Genomic DNA, 24,275 nt, shown 5'->3' on the forward strand with positions numbered 1-24,275 from the left:
AACGTTTTAATCTTTCGAGCTTTTCTAAATTCGTGATCACTAGCACAAACTACCCAAATAAACACGATGAAATCATTACCTGCTCCCGGCAAATGCTGTCAAAAATCTAACTTATGCTTTTGGGGCAAATCCCTCGTTATTAATGAAAAACTAAATTTTGCTCAAATTTAGGAAGGCAGTGGAAACACCGTCTGTTAATTAATTGTTAGTTTTGAAACGATCAATTAATTAATATTAAAACTTAAGTTATGCTAAAAACAACCTATAGCGTATTTTTAATCTGCTTTTCGCTCCTTTCATCAATCAGTTACGGTCAGGTTACCGCTATACAGAACATTCAGGCCCGGAAAATCCAGAGCCTTAATGGTAAATGGAATTATATTGTTGATCCTTACGAAAACGGTTATTATGATTATCGTCACGATCCATTCGATCAGTCGAAAACCGGAACCGGAGGTTATTTCGATGATAAAATTCAGAAAGACAAGTCAGAACTGATCGAGTATGATTTCGATCATTCGCCACAAATGAATGTTCCTGGCGATTGGAACTCGCAATCGGAAAAATTAGAGCTTTACGAAGGCAATGTGTGGCTGCGCAAAAAGTTTGATGCAAAACCAGAAAAAGGGAAAAAATACTTCGTTTATTTTGGTGCAGTAAATTACGAGGCCCATGTTTACCTCAACGGTAAAAAACTGGGTGTACACAAAGGTGGTTTTACGCCTTTCCAGTTCGATGTAACCAACAACTTAAAAGTTGGCGAAAACTCCATTGTGCTTAAAGTTGATAATATCCGTAAACAGGATGAAATTCCAACCGTAAATACCGATTGGTGGAACTATGGCGGCATTACACGCGATGTTTACTTAGCTGAATTTCCTGAACATTTTATCAGCGATTATAAACTTCAGCTTGTTAAAGGAAGCAATAACCTGTTAAATTTTTCGGTAAAATTGGCTGACGCAACAGCAGGGCAGGAAATTACCCTTTCTATTCCAGAACTTAAGCTCGAAAAGAAATACAAAACAGATGGCGAAGGTAAAATTGTAGATGAGTTTATCTGGAATAATTTAAGCTTATGGTCGCCTGAAACGCCGAAATTATATGCGGTAAATATTAAAACCGATAAAGAAAATATTAACGATAAAATTGGTTTCAGAACCATTCAGGTTGATGGCGATAGTATCCTGTTAAACGGTAAATCTGTTTTCTTAAGAGGAATATCACTTCATGATGAAAATCCACTTTTAGCTGGCCGTTTACGCTCAGAAGGCGATATGCGCATGATGTTGCAATGGGCAAAAGATATGAACTGTAATTACGTTCGCCTGGCGCATTACCCGCATAACGAAGAAATGATCCGCCTGGCTGATGAAATGGGCTTATTGGTTTGGGCTGAAGTTCCCGTTTATTGGACCATCAGCTGGACCAACCCGGCAACCTATGCCAATGCAAAAAAACAATTGACTGATTTAATCGTACGCGATAAAAACAGGGCTAGTGTAATCGTTTGGTCTATCGGTAACGAAACCCCGTTAAGCGATGCCCGTTTGAGTTTTATGAGCAATTTGGCAGAAACTGCCCGCTCTTTGGATGATACCCGTTTAGTAGCTGCTGCTTTAGAAGTACACCGCGAAGGAGATAATATCATTTTAAACGATCCCTTGGGCGAAAAAATCGATCTAGTTAGCTTTAATGAATACGCCGGCTGGTACTGGGGAGGTAATCCATCAGAAATTACCAAATACAATTTCGATATTAAATATAAAAAACCTGTGGTGATTACCGAGTTTGGTGGCGATGCATTGGGTGGCTTCCACGCTGATGAAAATACACGTTGGAGCGAAGAATACCAGGAGGCGTTATATAAAAACCAGATCGCTATGTTGAGCAAAATTGGTGCTTTACGTGGAATGACACCATGGATATTAACCGATTTCAGATCACCAAGAAGACAACATCCTATTTATCAGAATTTCTGGAACCGTAAAGGTTTGATCAGCGAAACAGGCAAGAAAAAGAAAGCCTTCTTCGTGCTGAAAGATTTTTACGACCAGATGCAGGTCAAATACAAATAAATATGAACAGATTACTGAAAATTAGTTTCGCTTCTAAAATCATGCTTTCGATGTCGCTGTTAACCCTCTCTTGTGCGAAATACAAGAGCATCAGCATTAATCCTGGGACCTTAATACAGCCACAAAAAACAGATGCAGTTACGTCATCAGGTTGTTTTTGATGGCATTTTTAGTGATCGGTATCGTATATACTTTTTAGAAAAGAAAAAATTGCGTTTAAAAGTTTAATTTTCAAAATTTATGTTGAAGTTATTTAGATATATAATCTTATTTATCATATTGTTTAACAGCCAGTTATTGCTTGCGCAACAATCGATTCGCTTAAATAATAATTGGGAGTTTTTAAAGCAAGATTTAGGAGGGGCTTGGGAGGCCGTTCGCCCGGTTGGCGTGGGTAATCCAGAGGCAGTACCGCTATGGCAGAAGGTGAGTTTACCACATTGCGTTAACGCTGAAGATGCGGTTGATCCTGATGTAAATTATTATCAGGGGCCAGCCTGGTACCGCACGCAGCTTAAAATCGAAAATCCTTATCAAAACGGCAGAACGATCTTGCATTTCGAAGGGGCAGGACAAAAAACGGAAGTTTATGTCTACACCACCAAGGTTGCAACACATGTGGGAGGTTATGACGAGTGGACGGTTGATATTACCGATGCAGTTGCTACTTTCCAAAAAACAGATGTTTACCAAAAACAGTTTAAGGGTAAAGTTCCGGTTTCAGTAAGGACAGATAATTCAAGAGATCTCGAAATGATCCCTTCCGATTTATCAGATTTTAATGTATATGGTGGTATCTATCGTTACTTGAATCTGGTTTATACGCCACAACTTTCAGTTGATAAGATGTTTGCCAAAGCTGAGGTTGATGCGCAAGGCAAATTGGGTAAATTGTCTGTCAAGGCACGATTATATAACCCTAAGGGAATTACTGAAGCTACGGTTCAGTTAAAATTGGTTGATCCTGCAGGAAAAATCGTTGGTAAAACAGAGGGAAAGCTTAATAATTTATCTGCTGATATTGATTTATGGTCGCTGGAGATTAAAAAACCTCAGTTATGGTCTACAGATAAACCGTTGCAATATCGTTTGCAGTACGAAGTAATATCTTCATCAGGCAATTATAAAGGAGAAGAAAAAATTGGCTTCCGTAATATCGAATTTGTAGAGAAAGGACCTTTTAATTTGAACGGAAAACGCTTATTGCTGCGCGGGACGCACCGCCACGAAGACCATGCAGGCGTAGCAGCTGCAATGACCGAAGGGATGATTAGGGAGGAAATGCAGATGATGAAAGATATGGGGGTTAACTTTATCCGCTTAGGCCATTATCAGCAATCGCGTATTGTTTTAAATCTCTGCGATAGTTTGGGGATTATGGTTTGGGAGGAAATTCCATGGTGCCGTGGAGGTTTAGGCGGTGAGGTATACAAACAACAGGCTCGTAGAATGCTCACCAACATGGTTGAACAGCATTTTAACCATCCGGCCATTATCATTTGGGGAATGGGAAACGAAAACGATTGGCCAGGTGATTTTCCTGAATTTGATAAGGAAAAGATCAGGACTTTCATGAAAGAGCTGAACGATCTCTCGCATAAACTGGATAAATCGCGTTATACAGCGATCCGCCGATGCGATTTTTGCAGTGATATTGTAGATGTGTATTCTCCTTCTATTTGGGCCGGCTGGTACCGTGGTGCTTACACTGATTATAAAAAGGCATCCGAAGATGAATTTGCGAAGGTAAAACGCTTTTTGCACGTAGAATGGGGAGGAGATAGTCATGCGCTACGTCATTCAGAAAATCCGGATAAAGCCTTGAGTAAGATTAAAAGCGGAGGCAGTGCCGATGAAAGGGCTGGCGATGCTTCATTATACGGTGGTGCAGCTAGAATTTCTAAAGATGGCGACTGGAGCGAATCGTACATCACCAACTTAATCGATTGGCATTTAAAAGAGCAGGAAACCATGCCTTGGTTAAGTGGTACGGCTTACTGGCCATTCAAAGATTTTTCAACCCCCGTTCGTCCCGATAATCCAGTGCCTTATATGAACCAGAAAGGGGTAGTAGAAAGAGATTTTACCAAAAAAGAAGCTTATTACGTTTTTCAATCTTACTGGACAGAAAAACCGATGGCACATATTTATGGACATACCTGGCCAATCCGTTGGGGTGACGAAGGTGAAGAAAAAATGGTCAAAGTTTATTCGAACTGTGGAGAAGCTGAAATTTTCTTAAATGGTAAAAGTTTTGGTAGTAAAAAGCGCAATAGTCAGGATTATCCTGCAGCGGGTTTGCGTTGGAATCTTCCTTTTGTAAAGGGCGAAAACACGGTTAAGGTAATTGCCAAAAAGGGGAAAGAGATCATAACCGATGAAATTAAATTTAATTATCAGACTGAAAAATGGACAAAGCCCGCTAAAATGCAGCTGAAAAAAATCAGTCAACAAGATGATGTGGCCACCATGGAAGTAAGGCTTTTTGATGATAAAGGCGTAGCATGTTTAGACGCTATTAATTTGATAAGTTTTGGTTTAACTGGAGATGGCAAATTAATTGATAATCAAGGCACTTCATCGGGTTCTCGTAAAGTACAGGCTTACAACGGCAGGGCCATTATTAAAGTGAAATTAAACAAAGGGCAAAGTGCAGTATCAGTGAGTGCTGAAGGTCTGAAAACGGTTTTTACAACTTTATAATAGCTAACCAAATATATAACCAATGAAAAAAATTATCCCCTGTGCATTATTAGTGCTGCTCTGTTTTACCTGGACAGCATTTGCTTCCCTGAAACCTGATCCGAAAGATGTGGGTTTAAAAAAACAGGCAGAGGTCTTGTTAAAAAAACAGATTTTGGCCGAGGCGGCCTGGGCCATGCAGCAAAAACCGATTACGGTTACGACTTCATCTTCTCCAAGAAGTGCAGGTGGAAAGCATGATTTCTTCTCGGAAGCTGATTATTTCTGGCCAGATCCACAAAACCCGGATGGACCATATATCAATAGAGATGGATTGACTAATCCCGACAACTTCCTCGATCACCGTAAATACATGGTGCGTTTTAGTAAAATCATTGGTGCGTTGGCCTCAGCTTATAAAATTACGGGTGACGAAAAGTATGTTAAACAAGCTGTTAAACATTTTCAAGCCTGGTTTATCAATGCCGAAACCTTGATGAATCCTAATCTTAATTTTGCTCAAGCAGTTAAAGGTAGGTTTACCGGACGTAGCTATGGTATTATCGATACCATTCATTTAATGGAGGTCGCTCAAGGTGTACTGGTGATGGAAAAAGCTAAAGCGTTTGATAAAGAAACGATTAAAGGCATTAAACAGTGGTTTAGTGATTACATCATATGGTTAAACACGAGTAAGCCAGGTGTTGAAGAAAAAATGGCAAAGAACAATCATGCCACTTGTTGGGCCATGCAGGTGGCTTCCTTTGCTAAACTTTGTGGTGATGAAAATATGCTCGATTCGTTGCGAACGATTTATAAAACTATTCTGTTGCCAAAGCAGATGGGAGTAGATGGTAGTTTTCCCTTAGAAATGGCCAGAACAAAACCTTATGGCTATTCGATCTTTAATCTTGATGCGATGACCACGCTCTGCCAAATCTTATCTACTCCAAAAAATAACCTCTGGAATTTTGAAACTGCTGATGGTAAATCTATTAAAAAAGGATTAGGTTATTTATATCCTTTTATTGCCGATAAAAGCAAGTGGACCTTAAAGCCCGATGTAATGTACTGGGGAAATTGGCCTGTGGCTCAGCCTTTTTTGCTGTTTGGTGCAGTGCAATACAACCAAACCAATTGGTACCAAACCTGGGCAAAATTAGATCACCAGCCTCAAGTAGAAGAAGTAATTAGAAATTTACCTATCCGTAACCCATTAATCTGGTTGTAATATGAACTTAAAAGTAATAATAACAGTACTAAGTGTATTGTCTGTCAGTATAGTAAAGGCGCAAAAAACAGATGTGAAAAAAGCATTTGCTTCAGCAGCGCAACAAACAGATGTATTGGTTAAAAATGTAGATTCAGCCAGAAAAGTAAAACCTAATTTGGTTTCACCACGAACTGTAGAAAACGGCCAGTTTAAAATGGTGATATCGAGAGATTGGACCAGCGGCTTCTTTCCGGCCGAACTTTGGTATTTCTATCAATACACCAACGATAAGAAATGGCTGACACTTGCTCAGAAGTATACTGAGGATATTAAAAAAGAGCAATTTAACAAAGGGACCCACGATTTGGGTTTTATGATTTACTGTCCCTTTGGAAACGGATACAGTTTAACAAACGATCCGGCCTACAAAGCCGTAATTATTCAGGCGGCAAAATCATTGTCTACAAGGTTCAATGTTAAAGCAGGCGTTTTAAAATCTTGGGATCATAGTAGCGATAAGTGGAAATATCCGGTAATTATTGATAACATGATGAACCTTGAGCTGTTATTCGAAACGACCAAACTAACAGGCGATTCATCTTTCTATAAAATTGCGGTAACGCATGCCAATACCACGATGAAAAACCATTTCAGACCCGATTTTAGTTCATATCACGTCATCGATTATGATACTTTAACCGGCAATGTGCGTCAAAAAACAACCGCTCAAGGTTACGCGAATGAATCGGCCTGGGCACGTGGACAAGCCTGGGCGTTATACGGTTATACCATGTGTTATCGTGAAACTAAAAATAAAGCATATTTAGCTCAGGCTGATGGTGTTGCAGGTTTTATCTTAAATAATAAAATTACACCTGCTGACGGAATTCCGTATTGGGATTATAATGATCCTAAAATCCCAGAAGCATCTAGAGATGCATCTGCAGCATCAATTACAGCTTCTGCACTTTACGAATTGGCAAAGTACAGTACCAATGGTAAAAAATATAAAACCGCTGCCGATAAAATTTTAAACTCACTCAGTACTAAGTATACCAGTAAAATTGGCGCAAACTATGGCTTTATCTTAGAGCACAGTACAGGGCATCGTCCGAATAATTCCGAAATTGATGTGCCGATCAATTATGCCGATTATTATTATCTGGAGGCTTTGCTAAGAAGTAAAAATTAAAATACAGTTTGTGGATTAAAGGTGAGGCTGCAACAATAACCAGTTTGCCACACTCCATCACGACATTAGTAGTAGAATAAACTTAAAAAGAACTAAACAAATGGTAAAAGAAGTAGAAAGCCCTTTTTCGCTAAAAAACAAGGTTGTAGTAGTTACAGGAGCTACAGGTGTTTTAGGCGAGGCTTTTATTAACGGTTTGTGCGCCGCGGGTGCTACAATCGTTGTAATTGGAAGAAACGAAGAAATAGCTAAACAAAGGGCTGCAGATGTAATTGAGGCTGGTGGTAAAGCAATTTACATTATTGCCGATGTACTGAATGAGCGGAATTTAATCGACGCAAATGCAACTATCATTAAAACATTTGGACGTATTGATGCACTGGTGAATGCAGCAGGTGGTAACGTAGCTGAAGCCGTAATTCAACCTGGTAGTGATGTTTTTGACCTTAATATTCCGGCCTTAAAACAGGCTTTCGATTTAAACCTGTTCGGAACGATTATGCCAACACAGATTTTTGGTAAGGAAATAGCCAGGAACGGCGGTAGCATCGTAAATATATCGTCTGTTTCGGCAACCCAGGCGCTTACCCGGGTGTTAGGTTATTCGCTGGCTAAAGCATCTATTGATAGTTATACCAAATGGATGGCTGTAGAACTGGCCAACCGTTATCAGGATAAAATCAGGATGAATGCCATTGTACCTGGCTTTTTTATTACCAACCAGAACAGGGCATTGTTAACCAAAGAAGATGGTTCTTTAACTGCAAGGGGACAGGCCATCATTTCTAAAACACCATTTAAACGTTTCGGAGCCCCGGAAGAATTGATTGGCGCCTTAGTATATTTGCTAAGTGATGCCTCTAAATTTGTAAATGGAGAGAATGTTAAAGTGGATGGTGGATTTACTGCTTTTTCTGGCGTTTAAATAATATAGGTAATCTGTGTAATCATTAAAATCTGTGCAATCAAATACAATGAAGTATAAAAAATTAGAACAAACCTGGCGTTGGTATGGTCCGAACGATCCAGTTAGCCTACAAGACGTTAAACAGGCAGGCGCTACGGGCGTTGTAACCGCACTGCATCATATTCCACATGGTGAAGTTTGGCCATTACATGATATTCAGGAAAGAAAAGCCATTATCGAGGCAGCAGGTTTAACCTGGTCGGTAGTAGAAAGTGTTCCCGTGCACGAAGCGATTAAAACACGTAGGGCAGATGCCGGGCAGTATATCGAAAACTATAAAGCCTCTTTGCGTAACCTATCGGCCTGCGGGATTAAGATTGTGTGCTATAACTTTATGCCAGTTTTAGATTGGACACGTACACAATTGGACCTGGAAATGACCGATGGATCGAAAGCCCTTTATTTTAACTGGATCGATCTGGCCATTTTTGATCTCTATATTTTAAAGAGAGAGGGTGCAGAAGCAGATTATTCGCAATCTATTTTAGATAGGGCTGCAGCTAAATATGCAACTTTAACAGCGCAGGATTTAGTTGATCTTCGTATCAATGTATTAATGGGTATCCCGAACGAAAAAGAAATCGAGCTGGAGACTTTGCGTAATAGCATTAATGAATATAAAGCCATTGGAACACAAGGCTTAAAAGAAAATTTGAAATTTTTCTTGTCATCTATTGCTGAGGTTTGTACAGAAGAAGGTATTAAAATGACCATCCATCCTGACGATCCTCCTTATGCTATTTTAGGTTTGCCAAGAATTGCGAGTACGCTCGAAGATTTTAATTATATTATTAAAGAAGTAGATCAGGCTTTTAACGGTGTTTGTTTCTGTACAGGCTCTTTAGGTGCCGGAATGGGGAATAATGCTTTAGAGATCTTCAATGCGGTTAAAGAACGTGTTTATTTTGCGCATTTGCGTAACGTTAAAAAAGATGAGGACGGTAGTTTTTACGAAGCAGATCATTTAGGTGGTGATGTGAACATGTACGAAATTATGAAAGCCTTATCAGAAGAAAATGCATTACGCGATAAATCAATTCCTTTCCGCCCAGATCATGGCCACCAAATGTTGGATGATTTGGCCAAAGAAACTAACCCAGGTTATTCTGCTATAGGCAGATTAAAAGGACTTGCTGAATTAAGAGGCTTGGAAATAGGCGTTACAGGGAATTATTAACCCAACGGATCGACATTAAATAAGCGGCCGTCACCCTGAATTCATTTTAGGGTCTTTCCAGAATGCGCACAAATAAAAACTGATTTATTTGTGCGCATTTTTGTATTGGCTGGGCTTGTATCCGCCTTTCGCCAACCGACAAACACTTATCGCCGATCCTTATTATCTATAAATACACACCAACTCCCGAAATTTTAACTCACCTTTGCTTGTGGCTTGAAATTTGAGTCTCTTAAAATTATGGAAAACAGCAATAACCCCAAGAAGAAGATCTTAACGCCTTCTGTTGTACATGATGATTTACCTGAGGTTAAGAAGCCTGAGCATTTACGGAAGGTGCCGCTAAATCACGACAGTGGATTGCCAGAAAATCCTGAAAGAAATTATCACCATGAAGAATTAAAGAGTGTAACCGCGGCTCACGACAAAATTCGGCATGCCGATGATGATATTTGGAACGGAGAAGACGCGTAATTTAGATTTGATCATGTTTTTTGAGTGCTCGCTCTGTACTTTTGGTACAGAATAGGATGAAAAACAAGGTTTTTTATGGGGCAAAGTCAAATTTATTCCGCCCAAATTTAATTTTAATTGCTTCGTTCTTAAATACTTATTTGAAATAGAAAAAGTACCTTCTAAATAGTTTAAAATATATTTTTACATATTAAATAGAACTTCTATATTTGCAGCTCATTAAAAAATGAGCCTCGGTAGCTCAGCTGGATAGAGCGTCGGTTTTCTAAACCGAGGGTCAGGGGTTCGAGTCCCTTCCGGGGTACATTTAAAGGCTTCCAGTTAAAAACTGGGAGCTTTTTTGTTATTATCAATACTATTTTGTTTCGCAGTTGGTGTTAGTGGATCAATACCAAAAGTTGTGGAGGACGGTAAAAACAAATAGCTTTGCATTTTACTATTTCACTTTATATGACTTCCCCTGCAGCCTCTTTACTTAAATTGTTCTTACCAGATTTTATACTAGCAAACTTTACTATTACCGGTGTCATTGAAGATCCAGATACCTTCCATATCCACTTAGAGGAAATTAATAACCTACAGTCAGAACTTGAGTTTATAAAAGTGTATTCAAAAGGCTTCTTTCCAGAGATTACCGTTCAGGATTTTCCAATACGCGGCCAAAGTTTTTTATCATATCAAGCGTCGCCGATGGATCAATACCAAAAGCAATGAGTTGATTTACCGTAATTGGACTTTAATAGAAAAAGGAACGCGAATGACAGGGGAATTCGCGGCTTTTTTAAAAGAAATCAATCAATACCCAGCCGAATGATATTCATACAATTAGTAAGTTCTACGGTGTGGACGGAAGAAAGCTACTCCGACATTACCGTGATTATCTAAGCGAATTTAAGTCCTGGGATCAAAAGAGCCACGCAGATAAATGGCTTCTGTATCCGGAGAACCTCGGTAGGCATCTATCCATTGATGAAACCAGCCTATCCCATGGCGAACTTTACACCATCCTCACCAACAAAGCAGCCAAGGGTAAAAAAGGGTCAATTGTGGCTATTGTTGCGGGCACCAAAGCTGAAGCAGTTATTTCAGTACTTCACAAAATACCAGAAAAAGAGCGCAGAAAAGTTTCTGAAATCACACTGGATATGGCTGGAAACATGGAACTCATTGCTAAAAAATGTTTTCCTAAGGCCATAAGGGTCACCGATCGTTTCCATGTTCAGAAACTAGCTACAGAAGCTGTGCAGGAAATTAGGATCAAGCATCGCTGGGATGCAATTGATAGGGAAAACGATGCAATTGAAATCGCTAGAAAAACCAATAAAGTATTTCGGGCTGAAGTATTTAGTAATGGCGATACCCTGAAACAGCTTCTGGCAAGGAGCAGATATGTACTGTATAAAAAAGCTTTTGACTGGACGACAAGTCAAAAAGAGCGGGCGGATTTGCTATTTGAAAGATATCCGGACCTCAAGGTAGCTTATTCCTTGAGTATGGAGCTCAGCCATATATTTGATAAGACGACCGAAAAAGTATTTGGCCTGGCAAAATTAGCTAAATGGCATGAAAAGGTAAGGCAGTCCGCCTTTAAAGCTTTTAATACCATTGCCAGGTCGATTCAGAATCACTATCCGACTATTCTAAATTATTTTGATAACAGATCGACCAATGCTTCTGCCGAATCATTCAATGCAAAGATTAAAGCGTTTAGATCCCAATTTCGTGGCGTGAAATGCGTAAAGTTTTTCCTATACAGGCTAACTCAATTGTATGCTTAAAAATGACTACTCCACAACTTTTGGTATTGATCCGTGTTAGTTTTATTAATTGTTAATTAATCAAATCTAGATTCTTTGTATTTAGTATCCAAATTGTAAGATCATCCCATCATCAACAAAGCTAGGAAAAGTATTTTTACTTGCATAAAGTTTGCATATGCAATTATTTTATGTGTATATTGCTATTGACAATCAGATGTCTGACTGCTCTCAAATTAATTAATATGAAAAAGATTATTTTAGCGCTTTTCTTAATGTTTAGTGTGACCGTTTCATTTGCTTCAAATCCCAAAGCAAAAAACGAAACAGAAAAAAAACAACCAAATCAACAATCAAAAACTTCTAGTATTCGGCAGGTCAATTTTTATTACATATTATTTGAAGATGGGTGTTTTCACTTAGGATATGAACAGGCCGAGGCTGATGGTACTTGGTGGTATCCTTGTGAAAATGATCCTTCATCACAAACTAATTTTAAAGGGATGACATTTGTTGTTTGCCCTTATACCAGTGAGGATATGGGAGCCATTTGTTAGTTAAAGTTTTATCACTATACTTATATGAAAAATTACCTACTGATATTGTGTTTCTTCTATCTGCCAATATCTGGTTTGTCTGCCCAATCAATACCCGATAAAAGAAAAATGGGCAACGATATAAATCCAGCATTGATCAAATCCTCCGGTCATGTTAATACTGTCCAGCTATCTCAATATAAAGTTAATGATGGTGATTTAGTAATTATTGATGATAAAATATATAAAGGTGGAACTGGCAGAGCCTTGAAGTTAAATAAAGACTCGGTGGTTTTTATCCGCGCAATTGTTGATGAAGAATCTAAATCAGGAATAAATCGAATATTTTTTTACGAAAGCCGGAAGAAACCATGAAGTATGTATTGAGTTTATTACTTTTAGTTGTGTTGTTTAATGCATCTTATTCACAGAAACTTCCTAAAGAATACGTTTCAAGTGCTAGTGAAGCAGAGACACTTTATAGAAAACGAAATTTTAAAGAAGCCATCCCACTTTTTCAAAAGGCATTTACTTTCAATAAGGGAATGGCTACTGTGCTCCATAGATATGAACTAGCATCTTGTTGGGCCGTTTTAAACCAGCCCGATAGTGCTTTCGTACAGCTGAAGAGGATTACCGACAAAGGAAATTTTGCTGGTTATAGCCTTATTTCAAAGGATATAAATTTTATTAACCTGCATAATGATTCCAGATGGCCAGTTTTACTTGAAAAAATTCAAGAGAATGCTGACAGGACGGGTAAATTCTAAGTTGAGATAGATGGATATTTTTTAATTCTAAGCCATGCACCCGCATGGCTTTTGGAAAATAGATTTCATTTTCAATTATCCGCTCAGCTATTCCTTACTTTTGCAGGGAGTAACAGCTAAATAGCTTAATTAATCAATGGATAATAGATTTTCTAACAGCAAGCAGGTTGCGGTGGTTTCTACCTTCTCTCATCTTTTAAATACGAATTTTAAGGGAGATATAAACGCAGTTTGCTGGCAGAGAGACCTGATTGGGGATTTTAAGGAAATTGTATCCAAACTTGAACTTAAAGCTGACCTCACGGAAGTTTCTATGGAAGACCTCCATACGCTTAAGCTATCGGAACAAGGTAGTGTGGCAAGGGAAGTTATCTTAAGCGATTTTCAGTTGTTGGCAGATTCCGGAGCGTCGCCTTCGCTCAATTTAATCAAAAGTTATCAGCGGGATGAGGAACTCGGTTTCATTTCAACAGATGTATATTCATTCCATGTAGACCGTTCGCCTATCGGTACGGATACTTTTTTATGTACCTATTATGGTGCGGCCAGTGAAATCATCGCTAATCATCAGGCTGAACAAAAAATCCTGATCCCTGAAATCCGGCAAAAGCAGAGTTGCATAACGGTCCGGAATCGGAATTTGAAAACTTTTTGATGGAACATTATTTTGACCTGCATTACCAGGCCAAAGCTGATGCAAGGCCCATCAATTTGGGATTGGGTCATTTATGGAGGTTGGCAGTAGATTATCCTGGTAAACAGGTTTTACCATGCGTGCACCGCGCACCCAACGAAAAAGATGGTGAGTATAGATTGCTTCTGATCTGCTAAAATCAAATTTTCTAATCTAATCCCCTTTATTAGCTGTTAATCAGATAGGTTACATCAGTTTAATTATCTGCAGGGCGATCTGTCTGTTTAAAAAATACCCCTCGAAAAGTTTCGTAGTTAACATTTCTGCTTACTAATTTAACATTACTACTCTGTGGTCATGATATGGCGTTGTAGTTTTGCATCATAAAAACATACCACCATATTCTAACCAATTAATTCTTTGTTCCGTTATGAAACGATTCTCTTTCTTTATTATATTGTTATTTGTTGCTGGGAGACTGCTTGCCACTGAAGCTGTTGAGACGCTGCAGAATGGAATGAAGGTACACCCAAAGGGGGGAGTTGCCAAAACGATTGAAATAAATGTGATCAACAGCCGTATTGTTAGGGTTCAGGCTTCACCCGAAAGCACTATTCCCCAGGTTACAAGCCTTTGCGTAATAGCTAGATTGACTCCGACAGTACCTTTCAAAGTAACAGAAAATACAGAATTTGCCCAACTTTCTACCCAGGAACTTACCGTGAAGGTTTCCCTTGTTACTGGTAAGGTTTCATTTACCGATAAATTTGGGAAAGTAGTGCTGCAGGAGGCAAAAAGAAGTTTTAGTCCTATCAATGTCGAAAACGATAAAGGATATACCATGCAACAGGTCTTCTCGGGTACCCCAGGAGAGGCCATCTATGGGTTAGGGCAGCATCAGTCTGACGATTTTAACTATAAACATAAAAGCGAAGACCTCTTCCAGTACAACACGAAAGTAGCTGTGCCATTCATCATGTCTACAAACAATTATGGTGTATTGTGGGATAACTATTCGCAGAGCAAATACGGCGATCCCCGAGATTATAAAGACCTGAACCAGTTTACTCTCTTTGATAAACAAGGTAAAAAAGGTTTTCTTACCGCTACGTATAATCAAAAAAATAACAAGCCAATTATCCGTCAGGAGTTGGCAATCGATTATGAAAACCTCACCACTGTTAAGAAATTTCCTGCAGATTTTAATTTTAATAATGGTTCTGTAGTCTGGGAAGGAGAAATCCTTGCCAACCAAACTGATATTTACAAATTTAGCCTCTATTACGCTGGTTATACCAAAGTATGGCTTGACGGAAAATTGGTAGTACCAGAACGTTGGAGAACGTCCTGGAATCCGAATACTTATCGGTTTCCTTTCTCGCTGACAAAGGGAAAACGCACCAAAATAAGACTGGAGTGGAAACCCGATGGGGGCGTTTCGTATGTTGGTCTTAAAGCACTTTCTTCATCTCCGATAGAAAAAAATGGCAATATATCCTTTTGGTCAGAAATGGGCGATAAGATGGATTATTATTTCGTGGCCGGCAAAGACATGGACGATGTAATCAGTGGTTACCGCACGCTGACTGGCAAGGCGAGCATTATGCCCAAATGGGCAATGGGTTTTTGGCAGAGCCGTGAGCGTTACAAAACCCAGGATGAACTATTAAGTGTAGTAAGTGAGTACCGGAAGCGTAAGATTCCGCTTGATAATATTGTGCTTGATTGGAATTATTGGCCAGAAAATGCCTGGGGAAGCCACCAGTTTGACCTGAAACGGTTTCCAGATGCCAAAGGAATGGTAGACTCCGTGCATAAAGAAAATGCAAATATCATGATATCGGTATGGCCAAAATTCTATGCTACAACAGATCATTTTAAACAATTTAGCGAAAAAGGATGGATGTATATGCAGGCAGTGCAGGATAGTGTGCGCGATTGGATAGGGCCGGGTTATGTGGGATCTTTCTACGATGCCTATAGCCCCGATGCGCAAAAACTTTTTTGGAAACAGATGAAAGAAAACCTTTACGTAAAGGGATTCGATGCCTGGTGGATGGATGCTTCTGAGCCCAACATTCGTGATTGTACCGATATGGACTACCGCAAGAAACTGTGTGGGCCTACTGCGCTGGGTTCTTCTACAAAATATTTCAATGCATATGCGCTGATGAATGCCAACGCTATTTATAACGGGCAGCGTGAGGCGGATAATAACAAGCGGGTATTTCTGTTAACACGGTCTGGTTTTGCGGGTTTACAAAGGTATTCTACCGCTACCTGGAGTGGCGATATCGCATCAAGATGGGAAGACCTAAAAGCACAGATTCCTGCCGGGCTTAATTTTGCGATGTCGGGTATTCCGTTCTGGACAATGGATATTGGTGGCTTCTGTGTAGAGAAACGTTATGGAGATGGCCAGCTTATTTTTGACGAGACAGGCAATGAGAATGCAGACCTGAAAGAATGGCGTGAATTAAATTTGCGATGGTTCCAGTTTGGGGCATTTTGTCCGTTGTTTCGCAGTCATGGCCAGTTTCCTTACCGCGAAATCTATAACCTTGCTCCAGAAGGCCATCCGGTTTACAAAAGTCTGGTTTATTACGATCAACTACGCTACCGCTTAATGCCTTACATCTATTCGTTGGCAGGAATGGCATATCATAAAGATTATACCCTGATGAGATCGCTCGCAATGGATTATACCGCCGATAAACAAACTTACGGCGTGAGTGATCAGTTCCTTTTGGGTTCAGGCTTGATGGTTTGTCCAGTTTATAGTTACAAAGCGCGTAGCCGCGAAGTTTATTTCCCATCAGGAAACCGTTGGTATGATTTCTATACAGGCAAGCAGATTGAAGGCGGCCAAAAGTTGAATATAGAAGCACCACTTGAGCGTATTCCTCTTTTTGTTCCTGCAGGTACTATTTTGCCTGTTGGTGATGTGATGCAATATACTTCAGAAAAGAAAGCTGATGATATAGAGATCAGGGTTTACAAAGGTAAAGATGGAAAGTTCAGTTTATACGAAGATGAAGGAAACAACTATAATTACGAAAAGGGTGCATTTTCAACGATCAATTTTGAGTACAACCATGCCGATGGTACGTTAACAATCGGCAATCGCGAGGGGACTTACGAAGGAATGTTAAGCAAGCGGATTTTTCGTGTGGTTGCCATCGGTAATTCAACAGCACCGGCTAAAGTTGTTCAATACAATGGTGCTAAAACAGTGGTGAAACTCTGAAGACTTGATTAATAAGCAAATGCGTTGCCATAATTTTGTTTTTTTGTTTAAATCCATGTTCAAACCTAGCAGATTAGCAGCATTGGCACCTCATTTTGAGCTAAATTGAGCTAAAATGGGCCGTCATAATCGGGGCAGGCAGTGCAAGTGCTGTGCCGCTTGTGGCGCACTGCTCAAGGGCAGCATAACCGTAAGCGGTGGCGCTATTCTGCGAATACAAGCTCTGGCTTTACCTTTTAGGTAAAGAAAAGGTAACCCCGGGGTAACCCCAGGGTAAGCTTGGGGTTAACCTGGTAGCAACAAAGGGTAAAGAACAGGTAAAGCAGGGGTAATCAAAAACAGCCCTTTTGCTGGCTTTCCAGGTAGGCAGCTAGTAAATCTTTCAGGCAAAAACGATAAAAACTAAACACAAAAGAATATAATTTAATGAAATCAATATTTTTAACTATAGTAGCAACAGGAGCCTGGTTAATGGTTAATGCGCAACAAAAGTTGCCAGTTTACCTTGATATAAATAAACCCATAGAAGAGCGGGTTGAAAATGCGCTTTCAGCAATGACCACCGAAGAAAAAGTGTCGCTTTGTTATGCCCAGTCTAAGTTTAGTTCAAAAGGCGTACCCCGCTTAGGAATTCCTGAAGTTTGGACCGATGACGGCCCTCACGGCATTCGTGAGGAAGTTTTATGGGATGAATGGGGCGGAGCCAACTGGACAAACGATTCTTGTACAGCCTTTCCGGCACTTACCTGTCTGTCAGCTTCCTTTAATCCTAAATTATCGCTGCTTTATGGCAAGTCAATAGGAGAAGAGGCGCGTTACCGCAATAAAACCGTGTTATTAGGCCCTGGAATAAACATTTATCGCACACCATTAAACGGGCGTAATTTTGAATATCTGGGTGAAGATCCCTATCTCAGTTCACGTATGGTGGTGCCTTATATCCAGGGTGTTCAATCCATAGGCGTAGCGGCATGCGTAAAACATTTTGCACTGAATAACCAGGAAGAATGGCGCGGGCATATCAATGTTGATCTGAGTGATCGTTCATTATATGAAATTTATTTACCTGCTTTTAAGGCAGCTGTGCAAGAAGGGAAAGCCTGGTCGATTATGGGTTCTTACAATCAATTTAGAGGCGAGCATTGTTGCCACAATGACCTGCTTTTGAATAAAATCTTAAAAAAAGACTGGAAATTCGATGGTGTGGTGATTAGTGACTGGGGAGGTGTGCATAGTACCGATCAGGCGGTTAACAACGGGCTGGACCTCGAAATGGGTACCTATACCGATGGTTTAACAACTAAGGGAAAGTTTCCTTACTCAGATTACTATCTGGCCAATCCGTTCCTTAAAGGCATTAAAGAGGGGAAATATGATATTGCTTTGCTTAATGATAAAGCCCGCCGGATATTACGTTTGATTTTCCGTACCACCATGAGCGCCAACAGGCCCTTTGGCCGTTTCGTTTCTCCTGAACACAGTGAAGCTGCACGTAAAATAGCTCAGGAAGGCATTGTGCTTTTAAAGAATGATAAACAGTTTTTTCCTGTTACAAACGGTAAATTCAAAAAGATTGCTGTTATCGGTGAAAATGCCGATCGCAGTCTGGTAACCGGCGGTGGATCATCATCGCTGAAGGTGGCTTATGAAAAATCGCCTTTGGACGGGTTGATTGCTAAATATGGGAAAGACCATGTGGTATACAGTCTTGGATATACTTCAGGGCCATCAATGTATGGACGTGAAGAACCATCTAAGCTAAATGCTGATTCTTTGATGGATGCGGTGATCGAAGTTGCTAAACATGCCGACGTTGTATTCTTTATCGGAGGACTGAATAAAAACCACTTTCAGGATTGTGAAGGTGGCGACCGTAAATCATTAAGTCTTCCTTTCGGCCAGGATAAACTGATTGATGCTTTATTGAAAGTAAATAAAAACACAGCTGTAGTGCTGCTTAGCGGCAATGCGGTATCGATGCCTTGGGTAGATAAGGTGCCAGCCATTATTCAGGGATGGTATCTTGGTTCAGAGGCTGGATCTGCATTGGCTGATGTTATTTCGGGTGAGGTAAACCCTTCTGGTAAGCTGCCATTCTCTTTTCCAAAAAAGCTTGAAGATAACGGTGCACATTTTTACGGTAAAATTTCCTATCCTGGAGATAGTATTAACCAATATTACAAGGAAGATATTTTGGTCGGGTACCGTTGGTTTGATACAAAAAAAATAACACCTCGATACGCCTTCGGATACGGCCTTTCTTACACCAGCTTTAATTTAGGCACGCTTTCTGCAGATAAATCGGCTTATAGTAAAGACGATATCATCAAGGTCAGATTTACTGTTAAGAACACAGGAGCACGCTATGGGGCTGAGGTTGCTCAGTTGTATGTGAACGATCCTGTTTGCAGTGTTCCGCGCCCGGTAAAAGAGCTGAAAGCCTTTGAAAAAGTGTTCCTGCAGCCAGGGGAAACGAAAATTGTTGAAATGGATGTAAAAGTGTCAGATCTTGCCTTCTATGATGAAAGTAAAAAGGATTGGAACGTTGAACCTGGAGACTTTATCCTGCAGCTTGGAAATTCATCAGGTAATATTTCCCAGAAACTGAAAATAACTGTTAAATAGCCAATAGAGAAGAAGAACGTAAAATAAAACAGTATTATTTGGAGAGAAATGAGATTGTATCATAAAGGCAACTCCATCTCAGATGCTGTTATGTTGTCCAAAGGACTCCTACGGAGAGCTTGTAGAAATACCTTAACGGGTATTTCTACAGTCCTTCAACAAGCTATCTATGACAGGTTAAAAAGAGAGGTCGTCATTGCTGAGGAACGAAGCAATCTTAATGCGCACACCGGTAGCGATCGTTGTAAGATTGCTTCGTCGGCTGAAAGAGCCTTCTCGCAATGACGATTCTTCACAGCTTACCACTGAAAAAAAAAACGCTCCTGTCATTAATATTGATTTTTATCCAATAAATTATCCTCAGGATGACAAATCTATATTTATGATACAACTTCATTTCTTTTCAGTTTCAATATTTAATATGCTGCTATCGCTACTTTACCTAAATATTTTGTTGACAGCCAGCTGAACCTTAGCTGCGTCATTTTCGATGGTTTTTTTGATAGACTCGTCAAATGAAGGAGGGAAATCTGCTGTAACGGAGATCACCTGTGCATGATTAGTAACAGTAAGTTCAAAGGCATGACTCCCGAACTTAAATTTGCTTTTTATTTTGTCTGCCTGTTTTTCAATTGCCTTAGAAAATTCATAGCTGTTGCTAATTTCGTCAAAATGATCCTTTACTGCATGGAAGATCAGGTGTGTTTCTACATCCAATTCGTTGATGATCACCCTGGGATTCAACAGCTCTTGTGCTGTTTTTCCTTCAGCTCCTTCCTGTAGGTTCTTCAAAGAAGGAAGCAGGTCTTCACTGAAGATGATATCTTTAGGATCGTTAATGAAAATTGTTGAAGGATTACCATTTTCATCCGAGCGTTGTTGGAGGTATATGGTGTCATTGCCGTCCTTAAGTTCTACGCTAGCTGGGGCAATATATTCTGTTTTAATGTCGGTAATGGTGTTTTTGATGAGCTTAACAACATATGCCAACACAGGGTAATCTGTAATATCGTTCATTGGGTCTTTTTTACAAATGTACGGCTTCATTGCAGTGATATAAAGTGTGCAGGGCAAAGGGACTGATAGTTTTGTTATAAAGAGATCACCAAGAGGTAGTTAATTTTTTATTTGCACCGGTTTATTTATATTAAATCACAATCACGTCTGTGTTTAAACCATCGCTCTGATCAACTTAATGACATTGGGCTATCAGGAGAATATATCAGCGGAAAAAACTGCCCTTCCATTTTATGCCCAGCCCGAATCGGTTCCACTCCTTTAAGTAAAGCCTCGTCTGTATTCGATTCGGTACCGTCAGTAAATACATTTAAAACGAAAGCGCTTCTTGAGCGTGGTGATTTATTTTGGAACGAGCCATGAACCATTAAAGGGTGGTGAAACGTAGCATATCCCTTTTTAAGTTCGATCGGAACCGGATTAAATTCTGCTTTTTGCTCTTCGGTTAAATAAGGCATTAAGCCTTCCATGTCCCCGGCTAAATCTGGTTTATCTAACAAGCCCCAGTTATGGCTTTTAGGCACATAATATAAACAACCGTTTTCGGTGGTTGCATCATCTAATCCAACCCAGCAGGTTAAATGTTGCATGGGGCCGGTGCGTGTCCAATAAGAATAGTCCTGGTGCCAGGCTACAACTCCTCCATGTTTTGCTGGTTTACAGAATAATTGATCGTGCCAGAAACGTACGCCTTTATTGCCTAAAATCTGACTGGCTGCCATCGCAAAAGCAGGATTCCATATCACATCATGAAAGCTTTCGGTAATGCGCCAGGCGCCTAAAGCGTGAAATAAAACTGAATTGGGATCTGCAGATTCATTGCTGTGAAACTCGTGAAACAGCCCGTTTAACGGGTGTGCGGGGTCTACAATTTCTGCCAATTCTTTGTTCAACCGCGCAACCTGCCATTCATCCAATAATTTTACATCACTAATGTATCCAAACGTATGAAAAAAATCAAGTTGCTCGTTGCTGAGCTTGTACTGTTCCCATTCAGAAGCTTTGGTAGGCCATTTAAATAGGTCGGAAATGAGTTGGTGTTTTTTTGAAAGGTCTTGCAGATTGGGTATGGTCATCAATTTTATACGTTTTATGGTTAGAAATTGCTCATTTATTTAAAGGTAATAAAACATTTTCTTTCACAGAACAGGCAAGGCAAATTTGATTCTAATTTTTTCCCGATAAGCGGTGTTTTACGATTTAATGAGCAAATGCGGTGTAACCAATTTCAGATAACAAGTGATAAATATTTAACATTGAGTTAATAATCGGTCATTAGTTTTGTGGTATAAATATTTGGTTAGTATTTATAAGTTTAGGTTAGTTGATTATAAAAGCCCAGATGGATATCGGGGCTTTTTATATTTTAACCCATGCGATAGAAAAACTCGTCGGCTACGATTTTTCCATCTTTAACCTCATAAACACAGATTTCACTCATGGCCATTCTTCCATGGGCTTTATAAGTGGCATCAATGTTCATTACAATAGCAAAATGATTGTCTGCTACAATTGGTTCTGAGCATGAAGAGCTATGTATCTCTTCAACACTTTCTTCCCATTGTATGGTTTTCTTTTTAACGGCATCTTTGCCTTCTGTTAATTCCATTGGCGTGCCTTTTGGCTCTTTGCTTACAACGTTATCGGCGTAAAGTTCATCAATGGCTTGTTCGTGTTTGCCTTCACGGCAAAGCTGCACCAGTTTGTCAGCTACTTCCTGAGTATTCATATGCTTATATTTAGTTGTGATCTAAGTTATCTAAAAATAAACGCTTTACCAGGTTAAAAGGTTTTATGTTTAGGTTGAAGTACTAATGAAAACGATTGCAGCATCAAAATTCGTGATAATTAGTCTTGCGTAAATAGAATTGCAATCACAGAAACGGGTAAAAATTCATTACACCAAATATTTTGAGTTTCCCATTTCGGAGTTTAACTCCAATCGTTTGCCTCCCATTTGTATGTTAGCATATACGGTTGTAATTATTTAATCATTTCAATTATTTAGTTCTGCTTGGTTACCATAGCATAGATTTCCATTAAATTGTCTATTACCGCGTCAGGTTTAGCTTTTTCTAATTGTTTCTGTGTATGTGCGCCTGTGGTAATGCCAATGCTTAAGCCACAACCTGCATTTTTACCTTCTTCAATATCAATACTTGAATCTCCAACCTTAACAACCGATTTACCATCGGTAAGACCATGGTGTCTCATTGCCAATAAAATCATATCAGGTTCTGGCCTGTTTTGGCCAACCTCAGAAGCAGTAACGAGTGTGTCGAATTCGGCACCTGCCTTCCAGCCCAGTCTGCTCAGTATAGCCTCTGCGGTAACCCTGTCGTACCCTGTATTAAGCACCAAAATTATTCCTTCTTTCCGAAGTTTTTCAAAAAGTTCAATCGAACCAGGTTGAGGTAAAATTTCCTCAGTTTCATATACCAGTTTCAGTTTGCCAATAAATTTTTCATATATATCGAAAACCCTGGCTTCATCAAAAGAACCTTCGTGAGTTTTAAGTACCGATCTGATTGCTTCTTTCTTTTCCTTTCCTGCTGCAACAGCAAGAACCTGACCAAGGGTATATGAAAAACCAGCGGCATTTATTGCATCCATTAGGGTTTTGTAAACTAGGTTGTTTTCGTTCACTGTAGTGCCAGCCATATCGAATACTACCATTTTAATTTCAGGGTACATCTGCTTTCTATTAAATTGGATAAATTAATTTTTTGAACTTTATCGTCAAATATACTATTGGTATTTTTACTAAACAAATGTTTAGTAATAGTTAACATTTAGATTAACATTTGTTTACTTTAGCTAAACATTAAAAATCTTTTTTGCGTTATTGTTTGGTCATTAACAAAGGATGGACAAGAATAGCTAGATTTCAATTAACAGAAAAAGATAAATATGAAAAATACAATCCTAATTAGTTACGAATTTGCGTTGCTCAAAGAAAGTATTCAGAAAAACCATTTAACTTAAGAGGTTAACGGGGCGTTAATTGTAAAATCGAAAATATCAAAATTACTTGGATCGTCTTGTGCATTCGCCAGTACGATAGACCGTTAGTGGTTCCAAAATGAATGTGCGAAAAAAAGTGAAGGCACGCTTGTATACGTAAGATTTGATTAGCTTGAGAACAGGATATTTTACGTGGATCATTAAAATGATCTCTGGTTTTTTAGATATTGATCATGTGATAATCAGTATGGTTTGTTTTAAATTATAAAGCTTAATATAAAAATGTTGTTCGTTTCTAAAATGATGCACTTCTATTTTTTTTATCCGCCCTGAATATGATTCGTATGTAATATAATCACCCTTCCGGAGCGTTTGAAGCTCAGCACGGCTGGTCCATCTTTGTATTCTCATATTTGTGATAAACTGGCTCCAATAACAGGACCAACATTAAGGATTGCTGAAAGAGAGCGCCCTTTTTAACAGGATTTTCACCCGTTATTTGTCAGTATAGCTTTTATTTACTCACATAAAACATAGGTTACGCTAGTTTTACGCATACATTAAAATGGTTTGTTTGGTGCAGTAAAATAGTCATCTAAAAAACGTTTTTTGTAATTCGGTAACTCGAATAACTTTATAAAAATCGAAAGTCTGCCACATGTTTTAAATGTAGCTAATCATTAAAACAATATAATTGCTGGCAAGAATATACTTTTCTATAGCACAGCTTAAATAAATGTAAAGTAAATTGTTCGTCAATTGTGAAGTGCAATAAACCGTTAATTCCATAATTTGCATTTGATTAATTGTTGGATATGAAAAATAAAATTTCGCCTTTTTTGGGTTTATTTTATTCATTTGTTTTAGCTGTAACTCAACTAAGAATCTGACGGCTTCTCATGCTATCGGTACAACTGCTGAGCAAATAAAGGATGGTAACCA

At 39.2% G+C, this 24,275-nt stretch carries 19 protein-coding genes, 1 tRNA gene and 1 pseudogene; 17 read left to right on the forward strand and 4 right to left on the reverse strand.

Annotated features, from left to right (window positions below):
* Positions 1-248 precede the first annotated feature (248 nt).
* From AW17_RS03270 to AW17_RS03345, 17 genes and pseudogenes are all read left to right on the forward strand, one after another.
* On the forward strand, positions 249-2,078 hold the full coding sequence (locus tag AW17_RS03270; RefSeq protein WP_029274679.1) for a glycoside hydrolase family 2 protein: 1,830 nt from the start codon (positions 249-251) through the stop codon (positions 2,076-2,078).
* Between the two features lie 240 nt (positions 2,079-2,318).
* Positions 2,319-4,781 (forward strand): glycoside hydrolase family 2 TIM barrel-domain containing protein, encoded by a 2,463-nt coding sequence (locus AW17_RS03275; RefSeq protein ID WP_029274680.1) that lies wholly within the window; start codon positions 2,319-2,321, stop codon positions 4,779-4,781.
* 22 nt (positions 4,782-4,803) lie between these two features.
* Positions 4,804-5,991: an alginate lyase family protein gene (locus AW17_RS03280; protein WP_029274681.1), complete on the forward strand. Its 1,188-nt coding sequence runs from the start codon at positions 4,804-4,806 to the stop codon at positions 5,989-5,991.
* Position 5,992: 1 nt separating this feature from the next.
* Positions 5,993-7,165, forward strand: a complete 1,173-nt coding sequence (locus AW17_RS03285; RefSeq protein ID WP_029274682.1) for a glycoside hydrolase family 88 protein — start codon at positions 5,993-5,995, stop codon at positions 7,163-7,165.
* Between the two features lie 100 nt (positions 7,166-7,265).
* Positions 7,266-8,090 carry an SDR family oxidoreductase gene (locus AW17_RS03290; RefSeq protein WP_029274683.1) on the forward strand — a complete coding sequence of 275 codons (825 nt, stop codon included), beginning with the start codon at positions 7,266-7,268 and terminating at the stop codon, positions 8,088-8,090.
* Positions 8,091-8,139: 49 nt separating this feature from the next.
* Complete coding sequence (gene uxuA, locus AW17_RS03295; protein WP_029274684.1) at positions 8,140-9,309, forward strand: mannonate dehydratase; 1,170 nt, start codon at positions 8,140-8,142, stop codon at positions 9,307-9,309.
* A 240-nt stretch (positions 9,310-9,549) separates the two neighbouring features.
* On the forward strand, positions 9,550-9,783 hold the full coding sequence (locus AW17_RS03300) for a hypothetical protein (protein WP_029274685.1): 234 nt from the start codon (positions 9,550-9,552) through the stop codon (positions 9,781-9,783).
* 230 nt (positions 9,784-10,013) lie between these two features.
* Positions 10,014-10,087, forward strand: a tRNA-Arg gene (locus tag AW17_RS03305).
* A 146-nt stretch (positions 10,088-10,233) separates the two neighbouring features.
* Positions 10,234-10,597 (forward strand): annotated as a pseudogene (locus tag AW17_RS03310) (ISAon1 family transposase N-terminal region protein).
* 28 nt (positions 10,598-10,625) lie between these two features.
* The gene (locus AW17_RS03315; protein WP_209444191.1) at positions 10,626-11,561 is read left to right on the forward strand and encodes an ISAon1 family transposase; all 936 of its coding nucleotides are present in this window, start codon (positions 10,626-10,628) and stop codon (positions 11,559-11,561) included.
* 224 nt (positions 11,562-11,785) lie between these two features.
* Positions 11,786-12,097 carry a hypothetical protein gene (locus tag AW17_RS03320; protein ID WP_029274687.1) on the forward strand — a complete coding sequence of 104 codons (312 nt, stop codon included), beginning with the start codon at positions 11,786-11,788 and terminating at the stop codon, positions 12,095-12,097.
* A 24-nt stretch (positions 12,098-12,121) separates the two neighbouring features.
* Positions 12,122-12,451 carry a hypothetical protein gene (locus AW17_RS03325; protein ID WP_029274688.1) on the forward strand — a complete coding sequence of 110 codons (330 nt, stop codon included), beginning with the start codon at positions 12,122-12,124 and terminating at the stop codon, positions 12,449-12,451.
* A complete protein-coding gene (locus AW17_RS03330) occupies positions 12,448-12,846 on the forward strand; it encodes a hypothetical protein (RefSeq protein WP_029274689.1) in 399 nt (132 codons plus the stop codon). The genes AW17_RS03325 and AW17_RS03330 overlap by 4 nt, the downstream gene beginning before the upstream one ends.
* A 136-nt stretch (positions 12,847-12,982) precedes the next feature.
* Positions 12,983-13,501, forward strand: coding sequence for a DUF1826 domain-containing protein (locus AW17_RS03335; RefSeq protein ID WP_245234997.1), 519 nt, complete (start codon positions 12,983-12,985; stop codon positions 13,499-13,501).
* A complete protein-coding gene (locus AW17_RS24820; RefSeq protein ID WP_245234998.1) occupies positions 13,501-13,677 on the forward strand; it encodes a hypothetical protein in 177 nt (58 codons plus the stop codon). Before AW17_RS03335 ends, AW17_RS24820 begins: the two co-directional genes overlap by 1 nt.
* Positions 13,678-13,910: 233 nt before the next feature.
* Entirely contained in the window at positions 13,911-16,727 is a 2,817-nt protein-coding gene (locus tag AW17_RS03340; protein WP_083488616.1) for a TIM-barrel domain-containing protein, read from the forward strand.
* Between the two features lie 426 nt (positions 16,728-17,153).
* Positions 17,154-19,352, forward strand: coding sequence for a beta-glucosidase family protein (locus AW17_RS03345; protein WP_029274692.1), 2,199 nt, complete (start codon positions 17,154-17,156; stop codon positions 19,350-19,352).
* Positions 19,353-19,790: 438 nt separating this feature from the next.
* On the opposite strand, the gene AW17_RS03350 is transcribed toward AW17_RS03345, so the two are convergent.
* From AW17_RS03350 to AW17_RS03365, 4 genes are all read right to left on the reverse strand, one after another.
* Positions 19,791-20,399 (reverse strand): hypothetical protein, encoded by a 609-nt coding sequence (locus tag AW17_RS03350; protein ID WP_029274693.1) that lies wholly within the window; start codon positions 20,397-20,399, stop codon positions 19,791-19,793.
* Between the two features lie 140 nt (positions 20,400-20,539).
* Complete coding sequence (locus AW17_RS03355; protein ID WP_029274694.1) at positions 20,540-21,445, reverse strand: phytanoyl-CoA dioxygenase family protein; 906 nt, start codon at positions 21,443-21,445, stop codon at positions 20,540-20,542.
* A 290-nt stretch (positions 21,446-21,735) separates the two neighbouring features.
* Positions 21,736-22,098, reverse strand: a complete 363-nt coding sequence (locus AW17_RS03360) for a nuclear transport factor 2 family protein (protein WP_029274696.1) — start codon at positions 22,096-22,098, stop codon at positions 21,736-21,738.
* Between the two features lie 275 nt (positions 22,099-22,373).
* The gene (locus tag AW17_RS03365) at positions 22,374-23,063 is read right to left on the reverse strand and encodes a phosphonatase-like hydrolase (protein ID WP_029274698.1); all 690 of its coding nucleotides are present in this window, start codon (positions 23,061-23,063) and stop codon (positions 22,374-22,376) included.
* Between the last annotated feature and the right edge of the window lie 1,212 nt (positions 23,064-24,275).

The sequence above is a fragment of the Pedobacter borealis DSM 19626 genome, assembly GCF_000708285.2.
Lineage (GTDB): Bacteria > Bacteroidota > Bacteroidia > Sphingobacteriales > Sphingobacteriaceae > Pedobacter > Pedobacter borealis.